This is a genomic window from Streptomyces sp. 11x1 (assembly GCF_032598905.1).
Taxonomy (GTDB): Bacteria; Actinomycetota; Actinomycetes; order Streptomycetales; family Streptomycetaceae; genus Streptomyces.
This window is the reverse complement of the sequence record NZ_CP122458.1, coordinates 6,257,940-6,275,989: the sequence shown is the minus strand read 5'-3', so window position 1 is coordinate 6,275,989 and position 18,050 is coordinate 6,257,940. Positions and strand designations below refer to the sequence as shown.

The following is an 18,050-nucleotide window of genomic DNA, read 5'->3' as shown; positions in this document are numbered from 1 at the left end:
TACGCGTTTCCGTCTCAGGACGGTGGTGCGGCTGTCCGTTATCGACGCGCTCTTCGTAGCAGGCCGTTCGTGGCCGGGTGACCACGTCCGCATCTAGTTCTACGAGGAGTGATCATGTCCGAGGTGAAGCTCACCGCGTCGACGCGTACCGAGTTCGGCAAGGGTGCCGCCCGCCGTATCCGCCGTGACGCCAAGGTTCCCGGCGTTCTCTACGGTCACGGTTCCGACCCGCTGCACCTGACCCTGCCGGGTCACGACCTGCTGCTCGCGCTGCGTACGCCGAACGTCCTGATCTCCCTGGACATCGACGGCAAGACGAGCGAACTGGCGATCCCGAAGTCCGTGCAGCGTGACCCGATCAAGGGTTTCCTGGAGCACGTGGACCTGCAGCTGGTTCAGCGTGGTGAGAAGGTCAACGTCGAGATCTTCGTGCACACCGAGGGTGAGCTGGCCCCGGGTGGCAACCTGCTGGAGCACGTCCTGAACGCGCTGCCGGTCGAGGCCGAGGCCACGCACATCCCCGAGTCGGTGACGGTGTCCGTCGAGGGTCTGGCGGCTGGTGACTCCGTGCTGGCCAAGGACATCCCGCTGCCGTCGGGTACCAAGCTGGGTGTCGACGGTGACACGGTCGTTCTCCAGGTTCTGGCCGCGCAGGCGGAGGAGCCGTCGGAGGAGGCCGCCGAGGGCGACGCGGCCGCGGAGGCCTGAGCCCCGGCTCCGTCATCGGTTCGTCAGCCGCTGCTTCCCTTCGGGGGGCGGCGGCTGGCGCGTATCAAGGAGAGATGGACGTGACGACCGATCCGAGTGCCCCCTGGCTGATCGCCGGGCTGGGCAATCCCGGGCCCGAGTACGCGGCGAACCGGCACAACGTGGGGTTCATGGTGGCCGATCTGCTGGCCGAGCGGGTCGGGGGGAGGTTCAAGCGGGCCGGGAAGGCGCAGGCGCAGGTCGTGGAGGGGCGGATCGGGCCGCCGGGGCCGGGGAACCGTCGGGTGATCCTGGCGAAGCCGATGTCGTACATGAATCTGTCGGGTGGGCCGGTGACCGCGTTGCGGGACTTCTACAAGGTGCCGGTGGGGAACATCGTCGCGATCCATGACGAGTTGGACATCGACTACGGCACGCTGCGGCTGAAGTTCGGCGGTGGTGACAACGGTCACAACGGGCTGAAGTCGATGACGAAGGCGATGGGGTCGGACTACCACCGGGTGCGGTTCGGGATCGGTCGTCCGCCGGGTCGGATGCAGGTCGCGGACTTCGTGCTGAAGGACTTCTCCGCCACGGAGCGCAAGGAGTTGGACTATTTCGTGGACCGGGCGGCGGACGCGGTGGAGTGCCTGGTGATCGAGGGGTTGGAGCGGGCACAGGGGACGTACAACTCCTGACCTGGTCCGCATATATCCCGTTTAGCCCGTCATCGCGCGCTGGCCTGCGGGAGTTGACCGACCGCTGTGCCATGGCCAATGATCCCGGCCATGCCCGACAGGAAAGCCCCCGCTCACCGTTCGCGGCACCGTGCGCGCCCGAGCGGCGGTGGCACGTCCGCCGCGCTGCGGTACGGGCGGCTGGTGGCCATGAGTGTGACCGCTGTGGTGATTCTGATCGCCGGGGTGTGGGGGTCCTGGGGCTGCGCCCAGCACGTGATGCTGAGCAAGGGGCGCGAGCAGGGCACGCTGACCGTGTCCGAGTGCCGGGGTGAGACCTGCTGGGGGCCCTACGAGCCGCTCTCCACGGGGTCGCAGGCCCGGGAGCGGGTCGACATCGAGCGGTCCGTGGCGGTGGAGACGGGTCGGACGTACACCGTGGTCGTGAAGCCGGGCAGCAGCGATGTCGTACGGACGGGCCCGGCGGGCCTGCTGCACGCCTGGGTGCCGCTGGGCGGGGCGCTGCTGCTGGCGGCGGTGGTGGTGGCCGGCGGCCTGCGGATGGTGCGCTCGGCGTGGGTGCTGGGCGGGTTGGGCGTGGCGCTGATCACGGCGGCGTGGGTTGCGCTGTGAGGCCGGTTCTCGGCTGACGGCCGGTGGGGGCTGGTCGCGCAGTTCCCCGCGCCCCTAAAAGCCCAGGCCCCTGCGGGCCTGAAAAGCACGGGGCGCAGCCCCTGCTTTTCAGGGGCGCGGGGAACTGCGCGAGAAGCCCCACCGGCCGTCAGCCGCCATCGAACCCCACGAAGTCAGCCCGTGTTGCGCAGCCCCGCCGCGACCCCGTTCACCGTGAGCAGCAACGCCCGCGCCAGCAAGGGGTCCGCGGCCTCCCCCGAAGCGGCAGCGTCCCGCTGACGCTTGAGAAGCGCGACCTGGAGATACGAGATCGGGTCGAGATAGGCGTCCCGGATGGAGAAGGTCTGCTGCAGCACGGGGTTGGCGTCCAGCAGCTTGTCCTCGCCGGTGATGCGCAGTACCTCGCGCACGGTCAGCTCGTGTTCGGCCCGGATCGTGTCGAAGACGTGCTTGAGCTCGTCGGGGACGAGGGTGTCGACGTAGTGCTGGGCGATCCGCAGGTCGGTCTTGGCCAGCGTCATCTCGACGTTGGAGAGGAAGTTGCGGAAGAAGTGCCACTGCTCGTGCATCTCGTCGAGCACGGTGTCCAGGCCCGCTTCGCGCAGTGCCTTCAGGCCGGAGCCGACGCCGAACCAGCCGGGCACGATCTGGCGTGACTGGGTCCAGCCGAAGACCCAGGGGATGGCCCGCAGTCCGTCGAGGGAGACGCCCGAGCCGGGGCGGCGGGAGGGCCGTGAGCCGAGGTGCAGGTCGGCGAGCTGGTCCACCGGCGTCGACGCGAGGAAGTACGTCGGCAGGTCCGGGTCCTCGACGAGCTTGCGGTACGCGGCGTGCGCGGCGTCCGACACGACGTCCATGGCCGCGTCCCAGCGGGCGAGGGACTCCACCGACTGGCGGGGGGCGGTGTGCAGGGCGGAGGCCTGGAGTGTGGCGGCGACCGTCAGCTCCAGGTTCTCCCTGGCCAGGGAGGGGACGAGGTACTTGTCGGAGATGACCTCGCCCTGCTCGGTCACCTTGATCTCGCCCTCCAGCGTGCCCCAGGGCTGCGCGAGGATCGCGTCGTGGGAGGGGCCGCCGCCGCGGCCGACCGTGCCGCCGCGGCCGTGGAAGAGGCGGAGTCGTACGCCGTAGCGGTGGGCGACGTCGCGCAGGCGGCGCTGCGCCCGGTGGATCTCCCACTGCGATGTGGTGATGCCGCCGAACTTCGACGAGTCGGAGTAGCCGAGCATGACCTCCTGCACGTCTCCGCGCAGGGCGACGAGCCGCCGGTAGGAGGGGTCGGCGAGCATCTCTTCGAGGATGGTGTCGGCGGCCTTCAGCTCGTCCGTCGTCTCCAGCAGTGGGACGATGCCGATCTTGGCCCAGCCGGCGTGGAGGTCGATGAGCCCGGCCTCGCGGGCGAGGACGGTGGCGGCGAAGACGTCGTCGGCGCCCTGGCACATGGAGATGATGTACGACTCGATGACCTCGGGGCCGAAGACGGTGAGCGCCTTCTTCACGGTCTCGAACACGCCGAGGGTCTTGGCGCCGGCGGCGTCCAGCGGCGCGGGTGTGGGGGCCAGCGGCCTCCTCGACCGGAGCTCACGGGCGAGGAGCTTGTGGCGGTACTCGCGGGGCATGTCCTCGTAGCGCCAGGACTCCTCGCCCAGGCGGTCGAAGAGCTGGCCGAGGGCGTGGTGGTGGGCGTCGGCGTGTTCGCGGACGTCCATGGTGGCGAGCTGGAGGCCGAAGGCGGCCAGGGTGCGGATGGTGCGGTTCATCCGGCCGTCGGCGAAGAGGCCGCCGCGGTGTTCGCGCAGGGAGGTCTGGATGAGGGTGAGGTCGTGCAGGAGTTCGGCGGTGCCGAGGTAGTCGCGGCCGGCCTCGTGCGGGATGCCCTTGGCGAGGCGTTCCTTGGTGTTCTCCAGCTTCTGCCGGATGCAGGTGGCCTTGAGCCGGTAGGGCTCCTCGGCGTTGAGGCGCTTGTAGCGGGGGCTGATCTCGGGCAGTGCCTCCAGGTCGGCCTGGAGGGAGGTGAGGAGTTCCTCCGTGGCACCCGTGTAGCGGATGGAGTTGGAGAGGAAGCCGCGCAGTTCGTCGATGAGTTCGAGCGCGTCGTTGATGCCGTGTTCGTGCTGGAGGATGAGGACGTCCCAGGTCACCTGGGGGGTGACGTTGGGGTTGCCGTCGCGGTCGCCGCCGATCCAGGTGCCGAAGGTGAGGGGGCGGGTGGCGTCGGGGAGGGTGACGCCGACGCGTTCCAGTTCGGCGGTGAGGTCCTCCAGGACGTCGCCGACGGCGTTCGCGTGCAGCTCGTCCAGGTAGTAGATGGCGTTGCGGGCCTCGTCGGCGGGCTCGGGGCGGACGACCCGGAGTTCGTCCGTCTGCCACACCAGGTCGATGTTCTCGGCCAGCCGGATGTCGTAGCGGCGGCGGTCGGACTCGATGACGGGGGTCTCCAGCAGCGCGGCGATGCGGCGGAGCTTGTTGAGGACCGAGCGGCGGGCGGCCTCGGTGGGGTGGGCGGTGAAGACGGGGCGGACGTTGAGGTTCCGGACCGTCTCGCGCAGGTGTTCGGGGTCTGCGTCCTTCAGGCGATCGGCCGTACGGGCGAGGAGACCGCCTTCGGCGGCACGCTGTGCCCTCAGCTGGCGGCCCCGGTGCACCTGTTCGGTGACGTTGGCGAGGTGGAAGTAGGTGGAGAAGGCGCGGACCAGCTTGGCCGCGGTCTCCAGCTCGGTGCCGCGCAGCAGTTCGGCGGCGGCTTCACCGTCCTCGCGGGTCAGGCGGCGGACACGCTCGACCAGGTCCAGGAGTTCGGGGCCCTCCTGGCGTACGAGGGTCTCGCCCAGTAGGTCACCCAGGCGCCGGATGTCGGCGCGCAGCTCGCTGCTGACCGTGGTGTTCTGGTCGTCGGCACTGCTCACAGGTGCGGCTCCTTGCAGTGTTGAAGCTCGGCTGAGGGGAACCCGGGTGGGGCCCGGCGGCCCGGCCTTCGTCGTGGGGCCTGGCCGCGGGACAGGATTCAGAGCGGACCGCGCTGTCCGAACGAGTCCAGGATAGGCGTCCACCTGGGCGCCCTCGGCGACAGGTGCCACTTTTGCGGCACTCAGTGCCACCTGTCCATCGGGCCCGCTGGTTACACCTGGACGCGCAGCCGGGCGGACCCTTGCCGACCGGCACTGCACTGCCATACTTACGATGCCGTAGGTTACGGAACCGTAGGGAAAGCCGACAGGTACCCCTCGCATGCTGTGCCGCAGGCTCCTCCCCCTCTCTCTCCACCCTCGACCCCCCAGGGGACGCCCATGAGCTCAAGGTCCGATGTGATCGAAGACGCGCCGAATGCACCAGGTTCTCCAGGCTCCGCACCGACCGACTCCCCCGCGCCGTCGGCCACGCTGGGCGGCGAGCAGAAGCGTTCGATCGAGCAGATCACGCTGCTTCTCTTCATCACCGTCCCCTTCCTCGCGCTCCTCGCGGCCGTGCCGCTGGCCTGGGGTTGGGGCGTGAGCTGGCTGGATCTCGGCCTGCTGGTGTTCTTCTACTACCTGGGCTGCCACGGCATCACGATCGGCTTCCACCGGCACTTCACCCACGGCTCGTTCAAGGCCAAGCGCCCGCTGAAGATCGCGCTGGCGATCGCCGGTTCGATGGCCGTCGAGGGCCCGCTGGTGCGCTGGGTGGCCGACCACCGCAAACACCACAAGTTCTCCGACGCCGAGGGCGACCCCCACTCGCCGTGGCGCTACGGCGAGACGCTCCCCGCGCTGATGAAGGGCCTGTGGTGGGCGCACATCGGCTGGATGTTCGACGAGGAGCAGACCTCGCAGGAGAAGTACGCCCCGGACCTGGTCAAGGACCCGGCGCTCCGCGCGATCTCCCGCCACTTCATCTACTGGACGATGCTCTCCCTCGCCCTTCCGCCGCTGATCGGCGGTCTGGTGACGATGTCCTGGTGGGGCGCGTTCACCGCGTTCTTCTGGGGCTCGCTCGTCCGGGTGGCACTGCTGCACCACGTGACCTGGTCGATCAACTCGATCTGCCACGCGGTCGGCAAGCGCCCCTTCAAGTCCCGCGACCGCTCGGGCAACGTCTGGTGGCTGGCGGTCCTCTCCTGCGGCGAGTCCTGGCACAACCTCCACCACGCCGACCCCACCTCCGCCCGGCACGGGGTGGAGCGCGGCCAGCTGGACTCCTCCGCTCGGCTGATCCGGTGGTTCGAGGTGTGCGGCTGGGCGTACGACGTCCGCTGGCCGTCACGCTCGCGTATCGATTCCAGGCGCAAGACGGGCGAGGACGGCTCCCGGCAGCGGAAGGCACCCGCCGAGGCGGCATGATTGACGCCGTGGCGACCGACTCCAGCAGCACCCCGAGCAATGACAAGCCGCGGCGTGTTCGCCGCACCCGGATGACGGGCGCCGAGCGCCGTGCGCAATTGCTGGAGGTCGGGCGCGCGCTCTTCGCCGCCAAGGGCTTCGAGGCCACGTCGGTGGAGGAGATCGCGGCGAAGGCCGGGGTGTCCAAGCCGGTGGTGTACGAGCACTTCGGCGGCAAGGAAGGGCTGTACGCGGTGGTGGTGGACCGCGAGATGAGCCGGCTGATGGACATGGTGACCAGTTCGCTGACGGCCGGGCACCCGCGTGAACTCCTCGAACAGGCCGCGTTCGCGCTCCTGGACTTCATCGAGGAGTACACGGACGGCTTCCGCATCCTGGTCCGTGACTCGCCCATCCCGCAGTCGACGGGTTCCTTCGCGTCGCTGATCTCCGACATCGCCACGCAGGTGGAGGACATTCTCGGCCGCGAGTTCAAGAGCCGGGGCTTCGACCCGAAGCTCGCGCCGCTGTACGCGCAGGCGCTGGTCGGGATGGTCGCCCTGACCGGCCAGTGGTGGCTGGATGTCCGCCGGCCGAAGAAGGCGGAGGTGGCGGCGCATCTGGTGAACCTGGCCTGGCACGGGTTGGACGGCCTGAACCAGAAGCCACGGCTGATCGGCCACCGGAAGAGTTGAGCGCCGGGGCGCCTGGTAGCTCGGGGGCGCGTTGGCGGGTGCGGGTGCATTGGCGGGTGCGGCCCGGTGGGGCTTCTCGCGCAGTTCCCCGCGCCCCTGAAAGACCAGGCCCCTGCGGGCCTGGAAAGACGGCGGGGCTGCGGGCCTGAAAGACAGCGGGGTGCGGGCCGGGAAGCGACGGGGCTGCGGGGCCGAAGGACAACAGGGTGCGGGTCCGGTGGGGCTTCTCGCGCAGTTCCCCGCGCCCCTGAAAAGCAGGGGCTGCGCCCCGCGCTTTTCGCCCTTGAGTGGCCGTAGGCCCTCAAGGGGCGCGGGGAATGCGCGACCAGCCCACACGCACCCGCCATCGCTCCCGCACCCCCGAGCTACTGGGCGCCCCCGTCCACATCCTTCGCGCTGAGCGCCAGCTCGTTGTTCACGGTGAAATACGGCCGCACCCGCGTCCACCCCCGCTCACCGTGCTCGAACATCTGCCCAGGCACCAGATCGGTCTTCCGCCGTTCCACCACGTCACCCCCGATCCGCCCCACCGGCACGTCCCCCAGCCGCAGATCCCACAGATCGTGCTCGACACTCCGCCGCCCCAGGAGCTCGCCGTACGGAACGGTGAACCGGAACCCCCGCTCCCCCACAGCCCACACGGGCACACCGAAGTCGTACGCGCTGTCGGCCCGCGACACCACCCGCACCACGGCACCCTCCGAGACCACGCCGGCAACGGACTCGGCGGCCCCCAGAACCGTCCCGGTCACGGTCACCGTCCCCTCCCCCACCTCCACCGCGTCGATCTCCGCGTGCGCCGGCCGCAGCCACGTCCGCAGCGCGAGGAAACCGTCGACGGTCGGATACGGGATCCACGCCCCGGCCCCCCGCTGGTCCACCCACGGCCGCCGACCGACCAGCGCGGCCTGTTCCACCAGCCGCGCGCCCAGCCGCACTCGCTTGTTCGAGCCGCGCGGCGCGACGTAGCAGTCCCAGCGGCCCTCGGCGAGGGTGTGCTCGGCAGGGCGCAGGGTCGCCCGCACCACGGTGTCCGGCGCGTCGGCGCTCGGCAGCACCGGCACCCTGACCTGCCGCTTGCCGGGGTCGCGGCGCAGCCGGGCGATGAAGTCGAGGGGGCCGGAAGGCAGCTCGGCCGGGTCGAGGAGGACGGTGAAGCCGCCGTCGGCCTGGGCGCGGGCGTGTGCGGCGGGCGTGGGCGTGGGAGCGCTCCCGTCGGCCTCGGCGGCAGGGGCGGCCTCCGTGGGACGGGGCCGGACGGCGCGGGCGGCGAGCCGTTTGAGCCGGGCGGCGCCGTCCCATCCGCGCCGCCGGGACCTGGTCAGTTCCTCGAAGAGGGTTTCGTAGCGCTGGGCGATGGCGGCGGGGGCGTAGGTCTCGGCCTTGACGAGGGCCTCCTTGCCGAGTCGTTCGCGCAGGGCCTCGTCGGTGACGACGCGGTTCAGCGCGTCGGCGTAGGCGTCGACGTCCCCGTCGAGCGGGACGAGCAGGCCGTCCTGCCCGTGGGTGATGATCTCGCCGGGGCCGTGCGGGCAGTCCGTGGCGACGACCGGGACGCCGCAGTGCATGGCCTCGACGATGGTCATGCCGAAGGACTCCATGTCGGAGGAGACTGCGGCGACGGCGCCCTTGGCCCATTCGGTCTCGATCGGGGAGACCGCTCCCATGAGGAACACCCGGTCGTGCAGCCCGAGGCGGTCGATCAGCTCGCGCAGGTTCTCCTTCTGCGGGCCGCGTCCGTAGATCCGCAGGGTCCAGCCGGGGTGGTCGGCGGCGACCTTGGCGAAGGCGGTCACCAGTCGGTCGTACCGCTTGATGGGGATGAGCCGGCCTGCGGCGACGATGACCCGGGAGTCCAGGGTGGACCGCTCCACGGCGGGGGCCCGGACGCCGTTGGGGACGCAGACGATGGTGGTGCCGACGTCGGGCAGGGCGGCGCGGTACTGGGCGGCGTCGGCCTCGGAGACGGTGACGAAGGCGTCGAGTCCGCCGATCGCCCGGTTCTGGTCGCCGCGCAGCGGTTCCCGGTACTGGTCGAGGCTGAGGTGTTCCTGGCCGATCCGGAGACAGCGGCGCCGGCCGTCGCGGGCGAGGTAGCCGTTGAGGTCGGGGCGGGTGGCGATGACGACGTCGGCCTGGGTGTCGGCGAGGAAGCCGCCGATGCGTTCGTCCTGGAGGCCGGTGTAGGGCAGGTTCCCGGTGGCCCCCGTGTACGGGAACATCGTGCCGGGCCGCTGGGTGAGAGGGTGGTCGCCCTCGAATCCGGGGCCGCCTTCCCGCAGGTCGATCAGCGAGGTCAGACGGACGCGCGGGTCGAACGGGAGGGCGGGTTCGTCGCGGGAGCGGTGGACGCTGACGACCTCCACCTCGTGTCGGTCGGCGAACGCGGCGGAGAGGTTGGCGGTCGAGCGGATGGTGCCTCCGATACCGAAGGCATTGTTGATCAGGAACGCGATCTTCATATGTTCTTCCCCCTGGAAACCGCCCGAGGGCGGGCAGCAGCGCGTCCGCACCCCCTGCTGGTCGGGCAAGGGCTGCGCGCGGGCACGGCTGTATGCGTGATACGTGGTCGACAATCGAGAAATGAATGATTCGGCGCAGCGGGAATCGGCCGATCGGGTAATCCGTGAGAAGAGGCGCGGAAACGAAATCCCGACCGGACGACAAAAAGCCTATGTGGCGCGCGTCACAAATCCCGTCAAACGCGCCGAGCGGCTCAGCAGATCACCACTGGCCCAGATCCCCCCTGGTCACAGCACGAGCTCCCGCTTCCCCGAACATCCGGCGGGAGACAACAAAAGTGAACTGAGAATATATCCATCACAAAGGAAAGCCAAAGAACAATATCAGCCACTCCCGCACCGGAGGCACCGGGAACCGGCGGTCGGCACGGAATAGAGAAATCCGTTTTTCGGCTATGGCATTTCGAGCGGCGCGGGTCGCAGCGGGGTCGTTTCCAGAACGTCCGCCGCCATCCGCCCGGCCGGGCCCGCCGTCTGTTCGGCGATGCGCCGGAACGTGTCCTGGGCCTGCCGCGCGGGCCACTCGGTCGGCAGATGCCGCACGGGCAGGCGCGGGTCGATACGGATGACGCGCAGCCACTCGGCGACGAGGCGCAGCCGGGTGGCGATGGGGTCGGCCTCGGCGACGTCGGCGGTGCTCCACCGTTTGTCGAAGGCCACGTACCGCGCGGCGAGGGTCTCCAGGTCCCAGCTCTCGCGGATCATCAGTCCGACGTCGGTGAACGCGTCGGCCTGCGCGTGGAACACCTTCACGTGCGCGTCCAGCCCGAGTTCCGAGACGATCTCCCGGACGTCCGCCCGGCCCGGGGCGATCCACAGTCCGCTGTAGAGGGCGCCGAACCCGGACCAGGTGAGCCGGGAGCGCAGGTCGTGCCGCTGGCGTTGCCAGGACTCGGGGAGGGAGAAGCCGAGGAGGGTCCAGGTGCCGTCCCAGTCCTCGTTCACCGCGCCGTCGCGCCAGATGCGCCGGCCGCCGTCGCGCAGGATGTCCTCGGCGTGCGGGGTGAGGCCGAAGAACATCCGCCGGCCCTCGCGCTGGCGTCTCAGCAGCCCCCGGTTGACCATCCGCGTGAGCGTGGACCGCACGGCCTGCTCTCCCGTGCCGACCCGGCCGAGCACGTCGATGATGCTCCCCGAGTACACGCCGAGGCCGCTCTCCGCCCGGTCCAGCACGTGATTGCCGAAGAAGGAGAGCACCAGCGACTGCGGCCGCAACTGCGGCACGTCGCCGACCTCGACACCCGGGATCTCGTCCTCCACAGCGCAAGAGTACGGGGGTAGTTGGGGCCGGGTCAGGGGGCGAGGAAGGGTTCCCCGCGCCCCCTGACGGGGCGCGCCCCGTCAATCAGCCCGGCCGGCCCGGCTCCAGGAACTCCAACCGGTTGCCCACCGGGTCCTCGGAGTAGAAGCGGCGGTACCCCGGCAGGTCCTCGTTCCAGATCACGACGGCCCCCCGTGCGGCCAGCCGCGCAGCGAACGCGTCGATGCCCCGCACCCGCAGCCCGGGGTGCGCCTTCCGCGGCGGCCGGAATCCCGCCTCCACCCCCAGATGCAGCAGCACATCCCCTGCCGCGAACCAGCACCCTCCCCGTACGGCGAGTGCGGGTGGCTTCTGGATCTCCGCCATCCCGAGGACGCCCACGTAGTACTCCCGCAGCCGGTCCTCCGCGCCTGGCGGTGCCGCCAGCAGGACGTGGTCGACCGCGGTGATCATCGGGGTGTGGCCGGCTTGTGGGCGACGGCGAAGATGCGGCGGAACGGGAACGGGGTGCCGTGCGCCGTGCGCGGATACGCCGCGCGCAGGGCCGTGCGGTACTCGGCGACGAAGGGCGCCGCGTCCGGCCCCAGCTCGGTGAGGATCGGACGCAGGCTCGTGCCCTGGACCCAGTCGAGCACCGGGTCCTCGCCCTGGAGGAGGTGGACGTACGTCGTCTCCCAGGTGTCGACCTCGCAGCCGAGGTCGGCGAGGGCGGCGTGATAGGCGACGGGGGCGTGGACAGCGTCGTCGTGGCGGAGGGTGTCGCCGAGGCGGTCCTTCCAGCGGGCGGAGTGCGCCAGTTCGCGCATGAGGCGGTGGCTGGGCGAGTCGAAGTTCCCGGGGACCTGGAAGGCGAAGGTGCCGCCGGGGGCGAGCGCGTCGACCCAGGCCGGGAAGCGGGCGGCATGCCCGGGAACCCACTGGAACGTGGCGTTGCTGACGATCAGGTCGTACGGCTCCGGGGGCGACCAGGTAAGGACGTCCACCTCGGCGAAGTCGATGTGTCCGCCGCCCGGGGTGGGCCCCTCGTGGTCGGCCCGGGCCCGGTCGAGCATCTCGGGCGAGTTGTCGTACCCGGTGATGCGCGCCGAGGGCCAGCGGTCGGCTAGGAGGCGGGTGACGTTGCCGGGGCCGCAGCCGAGGTCGGCGACGCGGGGGTGCGCGGCGGGCGGGTCGGGGACGTGGGCGAGCAGGTCCACGAAGGCGCGGGCGCGGTGGCCGGCGTGCCGCAGGTACTGCTGGGGGTCCCAGGTGGGGCTGGTGGCGGGCATGGGGATGTCCTCCTCGTCGTCACTGTCGTCATCACGCAGCTGCCGGACGGCACCTGCCACTCTCGACCGCACATATCTCGAAGTCAAGAGACTTTGACCTAATCATCTTGATCTCAAGAGACTTCACATCGACACAACCACTACACTGATCGCCATGGAGGACGAGGTCGATCGGCTGGTCGCAGCGTGGCGCCGGGAGCGCCCCGACCTCGACGTGGAGCCGCTGGAAGTACTCAGCCGGGTGAGCAGACTGGCCCGGCACCTGGATCGCGCGCGTCGGCTGGCGTTCGCGGAGCACCAGCTGGAGCCGTGGGAGTTCGACGTGCTGACGGCGCTGCGGCGGGCGGGGAACCCGTACCAGCTCTCGCCCGGTCAGCTGCTCACCCAGACGCTGGTGACGTCGGGCACGATGACCAACCGCATCGACCGGCTGACGAAGAAGGGCCTGGTCGAACGGCTGCCCGACCCCAGTGACCGCCGGGGCGTGCTCGTACGGCTCACGGACGAGGGCCGGGACCGGGCGGACCAGGCGCTCGCCGGACTCCTCGACCAGGAACGCGCGATCCTGGCCGAACTCACCCGCGCCCAACGCAGCGAACTGGCAGGCCTCCTACGCCAGCTGACCGCCCCGTTCGACAACATCCCCGGCTAGGTCGACAGGGCCCACACCCGCCCGCCGGGCGAGGGCCACGGCGGCGAGGGTGGAGTGGACGCCCAGTTTTCCGAGGACGTTCTGCATGTGGGTGCGGACGGTGTGCGGGGAGAGGAACAGGCGCTCGGCGACGGCCTTGCGCCCCAGCCCCGCCACCATGCACCGGAGCACTTCACGCTCACGCGGGGTGAGGGACTCGACGAGCCGCTCACTCTCCGTGCGGTGTTTGCGCGCGGCGGTCAACTCCCGCAGAACGCCCGTGAGCAGCGCGGGCGGCAGATGCGTCTCGTCGCGCAGCACGCCCCGGATGACGGTGAGCAGCCGGGACAGCGAGCAGTCCTTGGCGACCCAGCCGGACGCGCCCGCCTGGAGGGCCAGCGCGGCCCTGCGCGGATCGTCCTTCTCGGCGAGGACGACGACGCGTACGCTCGGCTGTCCCGAACGCACGCCCGCGACGAGCGATATGCCGTCCACCAGACCGTCCTCGCCGCCGTCCGGCGCGGGTACGGCGGTCGGCCGCGTGCCGGGGACCTGGGCATGACCCCCCAGGTCGGCGTCGACCAGCAGCACGTCGAACTTGCGCCCTTCCGCCGCCGCGCGGTCCAGACAGCGCAGCGCCGCGGGGCCGCTGCCGGCCGCGGACACGTCGACGTCCGGCTCGGCGGCCAGCGCCGCCGCGAGCGACTCGGCGAAGATACGGTGGTCGTCGACGACCAGGACTCGGATGCGAACCACTGAAACCCCCACTGGTCGGGGGACGACCGGCGCGAGTACGGCGCGCGGAGCGTGCCCCGGTTTACACCTGGGACGGGGCGTCGCAGCCGCACGGCCGCCGCCGTGCTGAACCGCTACCCCCACTCCGGGCGTCGTACCCGACTGTCTCGCCCCCTGATCAGCACCGGCCCCCACCGGCGCTGTTCATCAGAGTACGGCCGGGGGGCAGGAGCGGAAGGTAATTTGCAGAACTGGTTGTCCAGCGCGTTTATCGTGTGCCGCATGTTTCGTATGGAGACAGAAGTCGACAGGGATCGAAGCCAATTGCTGCTTTCCCGGCTGCGCAGCACCAATACGGCCGCTTCGCCGATCCTCCGTGACCTGCGCGGCACCCCCGGTGAACGCGAGGTCCCGCTCCACGTATGGATCCTGGACGAGGCCGGCGATCTCGCGGGTGGCCTGGTCGGCCACACCTGGACGACCTGGCTCCACGTCACCTATCTCTGGGTCGACGAGCGCCACCGGGGGCGGGGCCTGGGCTCGCGCATCCTCTCCGAGGCCGAGCACATCGCCGTCCGGGAACGGGGCGCCCGCTCCTGCCGGCTGGAGACCTGGGACTTCCAGGCGCCGGAGTTCTACAAGCGGCTCGGTTACGAGGTCGTGTGCGTGATCCCCGACTATCCGCCGGGGATCACGGAGTACACGCTCACGAAGAGGCTCGGCTGAACTCGGCGCGAGCGTGGCGCCGATCGGCGCCGAGCGTCAGGAGACCCGGCGCGCTCCGGCCGACGGGACCGCCACGAAGACGCGCGGGGCCGTGAAGCCGGCGTCGGCGAAGGCCTCCTCCACCGCCTTGGTGACCGCGTCCGCGTCGGTCGCGTCGACGAGGACGATCGCGGAGCCGCCGAAGCCGCCGCCGGTCATCCGGGCGCCGAGGGCGCCGGCGGCGAGGGCGGTGTCGACGACGAGGTCCAGCTCGGGGCAGGAGATCCGGAAGTCGTCGCGGAGCGAGGCGTGGCCCTCGACCAGGACGGGGCCGATCGCGCGGGTCTCGCCGGACTTGAGGAGGGAGACCACGCGCTCGACGCGCTGGTCCTCGGTGACCACGTGGCGGACCAGGCGGCGGACCTCCTCGTCGTCGCCGAGGCGGTCCAGGGCCGCGTCCAGCTCGTCGTAGGCGACGTCGCGCAGCGCGTCGACGCCGAGGAGGGCTGCGCCCTTCTCGCAGCCGGCCCGGCGCTTGCCGTACTCGCCCTCGCTGTGGGAGTGCTTGACCTGGGTGTCGACGACCAGCAGCTGCATGCCCTCGGCGGCCAGGTCGAAGGGGATCTGCCGCTGGGAGAGGTCCCGGGTGTCGAGGAACAGGGCGTGGCCGCTCTCGCAGCACGCGGAGGCGGTCTGGTCCATGATCCCGGTCGGGGCGCCGACGTAGACGTTCTCCGCGCGCTGGCACAGGCGGGCCAGCTGCCAACCCTTGAGGCCCAGGTCGTAGAGGTCGTTGAGGGCGAGGGCGACGACCACTTCCAGGGCCGCCGAGGAGGAGAGGCCGGCGCCCGTGGGGACCGTGGACGTCAGGTGCACGTCCGCGCCGGTCACCGCCGTGTGGCCCGCCTCGCGCAGGGCCCAGACCACACCGGACGGGTACGCCGTCCAGGCGCGGTCGGCCTCCGGGGTGAGTGCGTCGAGGGAGAGTTCGACCACGCCGCCCTCGACGTCGTCGGAGTGCAGACGCAGGACGCCGTCCGTGCGCCGGGAGACGGCGGCGACGGTGGTGTGCGGGAGGGCGAAGGGCATGACGAAGCCGTCGTTGTAGTCGGTGTGCTCGCCGATGAGGTTCACCCGGCCCGGCGCGGCCCACACTCCCTCCGGCGCCGCCCCGTAGAGCTCCTCGAACCGCCCGGCGACGACGACAGCCTCGCTCATCCCGTGACCCTGACCTTTCCTTACTGGACCGACGAACCGGCTCGGCCGATGAACTGGCCGAGCCGGCACACTACTTGGCGCGAACAGGTGCGGGCCCGCGCCGCTTCGGCACGTGGGCGACCCGTACCGCTCCACCCACGCCCGCGCGAACCGCTGAGCACACGCCCCGCGTGCACTCCTGGGCCCGCGCCCGCGTGGACCACCGCGCCTGCGCCTGCGCGGAGGACTGCCTACTGAGCCTGCATCTGCACCTGCGCCTGCGCGGACTACTGAGCCGCCCGCGCCTGCGTGAACTCCCACGCGTCCGCCACGATCTCCGCGAGGTCCGCGCGCGACGGGTTCCAGCCGAGCCGTTCGCGGGCCGTGTCGGCGGAGGCGACCAGGGTGGCGGGGTCACCGGCCCGGCGCGGGGCGACGACCTCGGGGATCGGGTGCCCGGTGACCCGGCGGACGGTCTCGATCACCTCGCGCACCGAGAAGCCGTTGCCGTTGCCCAGGTTGCAGATGAGGTGCTCGCCCGGCTGTGCGGCGTCCAGCGCCAGCAGGTGGGCGTCGGCGAGGTCGGCGACGTGGATGTAGTCGCGGACGCAGGTGCCGTCGGGGGTCGGGTAGTCCTCGCCGAAGACGGAGATCGCGTCCCGCATGCCCTGGGCGACCTGGAGCACCAGTGGGATGAGGTGCGACTCGGGGTCGTGGCGCTCACCGCAGGTGCCGTACGCGCCGGCCACGTTGAAGTAGCGCAGGGAGACGGCGCCCAGGCCGTGGGCGGCGGCCTCGCCGGTGATCATGTGGTCGACGGCCAGCTTGGAGGCGCCGTACGGGCTGGTGGGCCTGGTGGGCGCGGACTCGACGATGGGGGTGGTCTCCGGCTCGCCGTAGGTGGCGGCCGTGGAGGAGAACACCAGCTTGCGGACGCCCGCCTCGCGCATCGCGGCGAGCAGCGCCATGGTGCCGCCGACGTTGTTGTCCCAGTACTTCTCGGGCTTCACGACGGACTCGCCGACCTGCGAGAACGCGGCGAAGTGCAGGACGGCGTCGAAGGAGCCGTCGAGCCACTTGCCGGCGTCGCGGATGTCGCCCTCGACGAAGGACGCGCCGGCGGGGACGCCCTCGCGGAAGCCGGTCGAGAGGTTGTCGAGGACGATGACCTCGTGGCCCGCCTCCAGCAGATGCTGGGCGACCACGCTGCCGACATACCCCGCGCCACCGGTGACCAGGTACTTGCCGTGGTGCTTCCCGCTCTGCTTCCCACTCATGAACTCGCTACCTCTCGCAGTCGCTCGGCCGCGCGCTCCGGCGGCACGTCGTTGATGAACACGTTCATGCCGGATTCGGAACCCGCGAGAAACTTCAGCTTGCCGGTGGTGCGGCGGATGGTGAAAAGCTCGAGGTGGAGCGCGAAGTCCTCGCGCTGGACACCCTCGAACTCCTCCAGCGTGCCGAACGGGGCCTGGTGCCAGGCCGCGATGTACGGGGTCGGGGGCTCACCCTCGCCGAAGATCCGGTCGAAGCGCCTCAAGAGTTCCAGATAAACCTTGGGGAATTCTGAGCGCGCGTCCTCGTCGAGACCGAGGAGGTCCGGCACCCGGCGGCGCGGGTAGAGGTGCACCTCGTACGGCCAGTGCGCCGCGTACGGCACGAAGGCGACCCAGTGCTCGGTCTGGAGCACGATCCGCTCGTCGGCGAGCTCCCGCTCCAGGACGGTGTCGAAGAGGTTCTCGCCGCCGGTGGCGTCCTTGTGGGCCGCGAGGGAGCGCAGCATCAGCGCGGTGCGGGGGGTGGTGAAGGGGTACGCGTAGATCTGCCCGTGGGGGTGCCCCAGGGTCACGCCGATCTCGGCACCGCGGTTCTCGAAGCAGAACACCTGCTCGACGGAGGGGAGGTGGGACAGCTCAGCGGTGCGGTCGGTCCAGGCCTCCAGGACGAGGCGGGCCTGCTCCTCGGTCAGGTCGGCGAAGGACGCGTTGTGGTCCGAGGTGAAGCAGACGACCTCGCAGCGGCCGGAGTCACCGGCGAGCGAGGGGAAGCGGTTCTCGAACACGACGGCGTCGTACGAGGAGTCCGGTATCTCGCTGAGGCGGTCGCCCTCGGAGGGGCAGAGCGGGCACTCGTTCGCCGGGGGGTGGTAGGTGCGGCCCTGGCGGTGCGAGGCGATCGCGACGGAGTCGCCGAGCAGCGGGTCCCGGCGTACCTCCGAGGTGGTGACGGTGCGCTCCAGGGGCCGCTTGTCCACCGCGTCGCGCACGGTGTCGTCGCGCAGGTCGTAGTAGATCAGCTCACGACCGTCGGCCAGCCGGGTCGAGGTCTTCTTCACGCCGGACTCCCCATCCCACCCATCAAACAGAACCAAACACATCAAAGCACAGGTTCCGACGCTCGTCACCATCACAAACAAACAAAGGTCACCAGATCCCGACTATCTCGCTTCGCTGCCGATCCTGGCGCGACGCAGTCGGCCCCCGCCGGTTGCCCGGCGGGGGCCGACTGCGTCGTTGTCGTCGGACGTGCTCACCAGCAGCCCGGCGCCGAGCGCGGCCGCCAGGACGGCCGCCGACGGGACGGTGGTGACCACTCGTTTTCTGCGCTTGTGCGACTTCAACTCAGGCCTTTCGACATGGTTCATGGCGATGTGCTCGCCGGTTCGGGGCAGCATGAGGGCGCGGCCGAGCGACACGGTGGCCGCTCGGCCGCGTGGGAGGGCGGAAGACCGCGTGGGGGCG

Annotated in this window: 17 protein-coding genes; 7 read left to right on the top strand and 10 right to left on the bottom strand. The window is 70.7% G+C overall.

What is annotated here, in order from left to right; all coding sequences use genetic code 11:
• Window positions 1-114 precede the first annotated feature (114 nt).
• The 3 genes from P8T65_RS27665 (at window position 115) to P8T65_RS27655 (ending at window position 1,997) form a co-directional block, all read left to right on the top strand.
• Complete coding sequence (locus tag P8T65_RS27665) at window positions 115-708, top strand: 50S ribosomal protein L25/general stress protein Ctc (protein WP_230221156.1); 594 nt, start codon at window positions 115-117, stop codon at window positions 706-708.
• A 74-nt stretch (window positions 709-782) separates the two neighbouring features.
• Window positions 783-1,385, top strand: coding sequence for an aminoacyl-tRNA hydrolase (pth, locus tag P8T65_RS27660; RefSeq protein WP_316727924.1), 603 nt, complete (start codon window positions 783-785; stop codon window positions 1,383-1,385).
• 78 nt (window positions 1,386-1,463) lie between these two features.
• Window positions 1,464-1,997, top strand: a complete 534-nt coding sequence (locus P8T65_RS27655) for a hypothetical protein (protein WP_399100446.1) — start codon at window positions 1,464-1,466, stop codon at window positions 1,995-1,997.
• Between the two features lie 173 nt (window positions 1,998-2,170).
• Here P8T65_RS27655 and ppc read toward each other — a convergent pair whose 3' ends face one another.
• Window positions 2,171-4,903 (bottom strand): phosphoenolpyruvate carboxylase, encoded by a 2,733-nt coding sequence (ppc, locus tag P8T65_RS27650; RefSeq protein ID WP_316727922.1) that lies wholly within the window; start codon window positions 4,901-4,903, stop codon window positions 2,171-2,173.
• 381 nt (window positions 4,904-5,284) lie between these two features.
• On the opposite strand from ppc, the gene P8T65_RS27645 reads away from it, so the two are divergent.
• Complete coding sequence (locus P8T65_RS27645) at window positions 5,285-6,316, top strand: fatty acid desaturase (RefSeq protein ID WP_316727921.1); 1,032 nt, start codon at window positions 5,285-5,287, stop codon at window positions 6,314-6,316.
• Entirely contained in the window at window positions 6,313-6,990 is a 678-nt protein-coding gene (locus P8T65_RS27640) for a TetR/AcrR family transcriptional regulator (RefSeq protein ID WP_230221165.1), read from the top strand. The genes P8T65_RS27645 and P8T65_RS27640 overlap by 4 nt, the downstream gene beginning before the upstream one ends.
• 365 nt (window positions 6,991-7,355) lie before the next feature.
• Here the strand turns inward: P8T65_RS27640 and P8T65_RS27635 are convergent, their stop codons facing one another.
• The 4 genes from P8T65_RS27635 to P8T65_RS27620 all read right to left on the bottom strand — a co-directional run bounded on the left by P8T65_RS27635 (window position 7,356) and on the right by P8T65_RS27620 (window position 12,041).
• Entirely contained in the window at window positions 7,356-9,452 is a 2,097-nt protein-coding gene (locus P8T65_RS27635) for a glycosyltransferase family 4 protein (protein WP_316727920.1), read from the bottom strand.
• A gap of 453 nt (window positions 9,453-9,905) precedes the next feature.
• Window positions 9,906-10,772: a PaaX family transcriptional regulator C-terminal domain-containing protein gene (locus tag P8T65_RS27630; protein WP_316727919.1), complete on the bottom strand. Its 867-nt coding sequence runs from the start codon at window positions 10,770-10,772 to the stop codon at window positions 9,906-9,908.
• 85 nt (window positions 10,773-10,857) lie between these two features.
• Window positions 10,858-11,226, bottom strand: coding sequence for a glyoxalase (locus tag P8T65_RS27625; RefSeq protein WP_316727918.1), 369 nt, complete (start codon window positions 11,224-11,226; stop codon window positions 10,858-10,860).
• Window positions 11,223-12,041: a trans-aconitate 2-methyltransferase gene (locus P8T65_RS27620; protein ID WP_316727917.1), complete on the bottom strand. Its 819-nt coding sequence runs from the start codon at window positions 12,039-12,041 to the stop codon at window positions 11,223-11,225. The genes P8T65_RS27625 and P8T65_RS27620 overlap by 4 nt, the downstream gene beginning before the upstream one ends.
• Before the next feature lie 154 nt (window positions 12,042-12,195).
• On the opposite strand from P8T65_RS27620, the gene P8T65_RS27615 reads away from it, so the two are divergent.
• Complete coding sequence (locus P8T65_RS27615) at window positions 12,196-12,693, top strand: MarR family transcriptional regulator (protein WP_316727916.1); 498 nt, start codon at window positions 12,196-12,198, stop codon at window positions 12,691-12,693.
• On the opposite strand, the gene P8T65_RS27610 is transcribed toward P8T65_RS27615, so the two are convergent.
• A complete protein-coding gene (locus P8T65_RS27610; protein WP_316727915.1) occupies window positions 12,652-13,428 on the bottom strand; it encodes a response regulator transcription factor in 777 nt (258 codons plus the stop codon). The genes P8T65_RS27615 and P8T65_RS27610 overlap by 42 nt on opposite strands.
• 261 nt (window positions 13,429-13,689) lie before the next feature.
• Here P8T65_RS27610 and P8T65_RS27605 point away from each other — a divergent pair, with 261 nt between their 5' ends.
• Window positions 13,690-14,133, top strand: a complete 444-nt coding sequence (locus P8T65_RS27605) for an N-acetyltransferase (protein ID WP_230221173.1) — start codon at window positions 13,690-13,692, stop codon at window positions 14,131-14,133.
• Between the two features lie 36 nt (window positions 14,134-14,169).
• Here the strand turns inward: P8T65_RS27605 and galK are convergent, their stop codons facing one another.
• The 4 genes from galK to P8T65_RS27585 form a co-directional block, all read right to left on the bottom strand.
• Window positions 14,170-15,330 carry a galactokinase gene (gene galK / locus P8T65_RS27600; protein WP_184893127.1) on the bottom strand — a complete coding sequence of 387 codons (1,161 nt, stop codon included), beginning with the start codon at window positions 15,328-15,330 and terminating at the stop codon, window positions 14,170-14,172.
• A 266-nt stretch (window positions 15,331-15,596) separates the two neighbouring features.
• Window positions 15,597-16,586, bottom strand: a complete 990-nt coding sequence (galE, locus tag P8T65_RS27595; RefSeq protein WP_316727914.1) for a UDP-glucose 4-epimerase GalE — start codon at window positions 16,584-16,586, stop codon at window positions 15,597-15,599.
• Entirely contained in the window at window positions 16,583-17,644 is a 1,062-nt protein-coding gene (galT, locus tag P8T65_RS27590) for a galactose-1-phosphate uridylyltransferase (RefSeq protein ID WP_316727913.1), read from the bottom strand. The genes galE and galT overlap by 4 nt, the downstream gene beginning before the upstream one ends.
• 102 nt (window positions 17,645-17,746) lie before the next feature.
• Complete coding sequence (locus tag P8T65_RS27585) at window positions 17,747-17,953, bottom strand: hypothetical protein (RefSeq protein ID WP_316727912.1); 207 nt, start codon at window positions 17,951-17,953, stop codon at window positions 17,747-17,749.
• Window positions 17,954-18,050 lie beyond the last annotated feature (97 nt).

Coding starts and splice junctions, on each gene's coding strand:
- pth (WP_316727924.1), top strand. CDS start 783: ATGGACGTGACGACCGATCCGAGTGCCCCCTGGCTGATCGCCGGGCTG.
- galK (WP_184893127.1), bottom strand. CDS start 15,330: ATGAGCGAGGCTGTCGTCGTCGCCGGGCGGTTCGAGGAGCTCTACGGG.
- P8T65_RS27640 (WP_230221165.1), top strand. CDS start 6,313: ATGATTGACGCCGTGGCGACCGACTCCAGCAGCACCCCGAGCAATGAC.
- P8T65_RS27665 (WP_230221156.1), top strand. CDS start 115: ATGTCCGAGGTGAAGCTCACCGCGTCGACGCGTACCGAGTTCGGCAAG.
- P8T65_RS27635 (WP_316727920.1), bottom strand. CDS start 9,452: ATGAAGATCGCGTTCCTGATCAACAATGCCTTCGGTATCGGAGGCACC.
- P8T65_RS27625 (WP_316727918.1), bottom strand. CDS start 11,226: ATGATCACCGCGGTCGACCACGTCCTGCTGGCGGCACCGCCAGGCGCG.
- P8T65_RS27585 (WP_316727912.1), bottom strand. CDS start 17,953: ATGAACCATGTCGAAAGGCCTGAGTTGAAGTCGCACAAGCGCAGAAAA.
- P8T65_RS27620 (WP_316727917.1), bottom strand. CDS start 12,041: ATGCCCGCCACCAGCCCCACCTGGGACCCCCAGCAGTACCTGCGGCAC.
- galE (WP_316727914.1), bottom strand. CDS start 16,586: ATGAGTGGGAAGCAGAGCGGGAAGCACCACGGCAAGTACCTGGTCACC.
- P8T65_RS27645 (WP_316727921.1), top strand. CDS start 5,285: ATGAGCTCAAGGTCCGATGTGATCGAAGACGCGCCGAATGCACCAGGT.
- P8T65_RS27605 (WP_230221173.1), top strand. CDS start 13,690: ATGTTTCGTATGGAGACAGAAGTCGACAGGGATCGAAGCCAATTGCTG.
- P8T65_RS27615 (WP_316727916.1), top strand. CDS start 12,196: ATGGAGGACGAGGTCGATCGGCTGGTCGCAGCGTGGCGCCGGGAGCGC.
- P8T65_RS27655 (WP_399100446.1), top strand. CDS start 1,464: ATGATCCCGGCCATGCCCGACAGGAAAGCCCCCGCTCACCGTTCGCGG.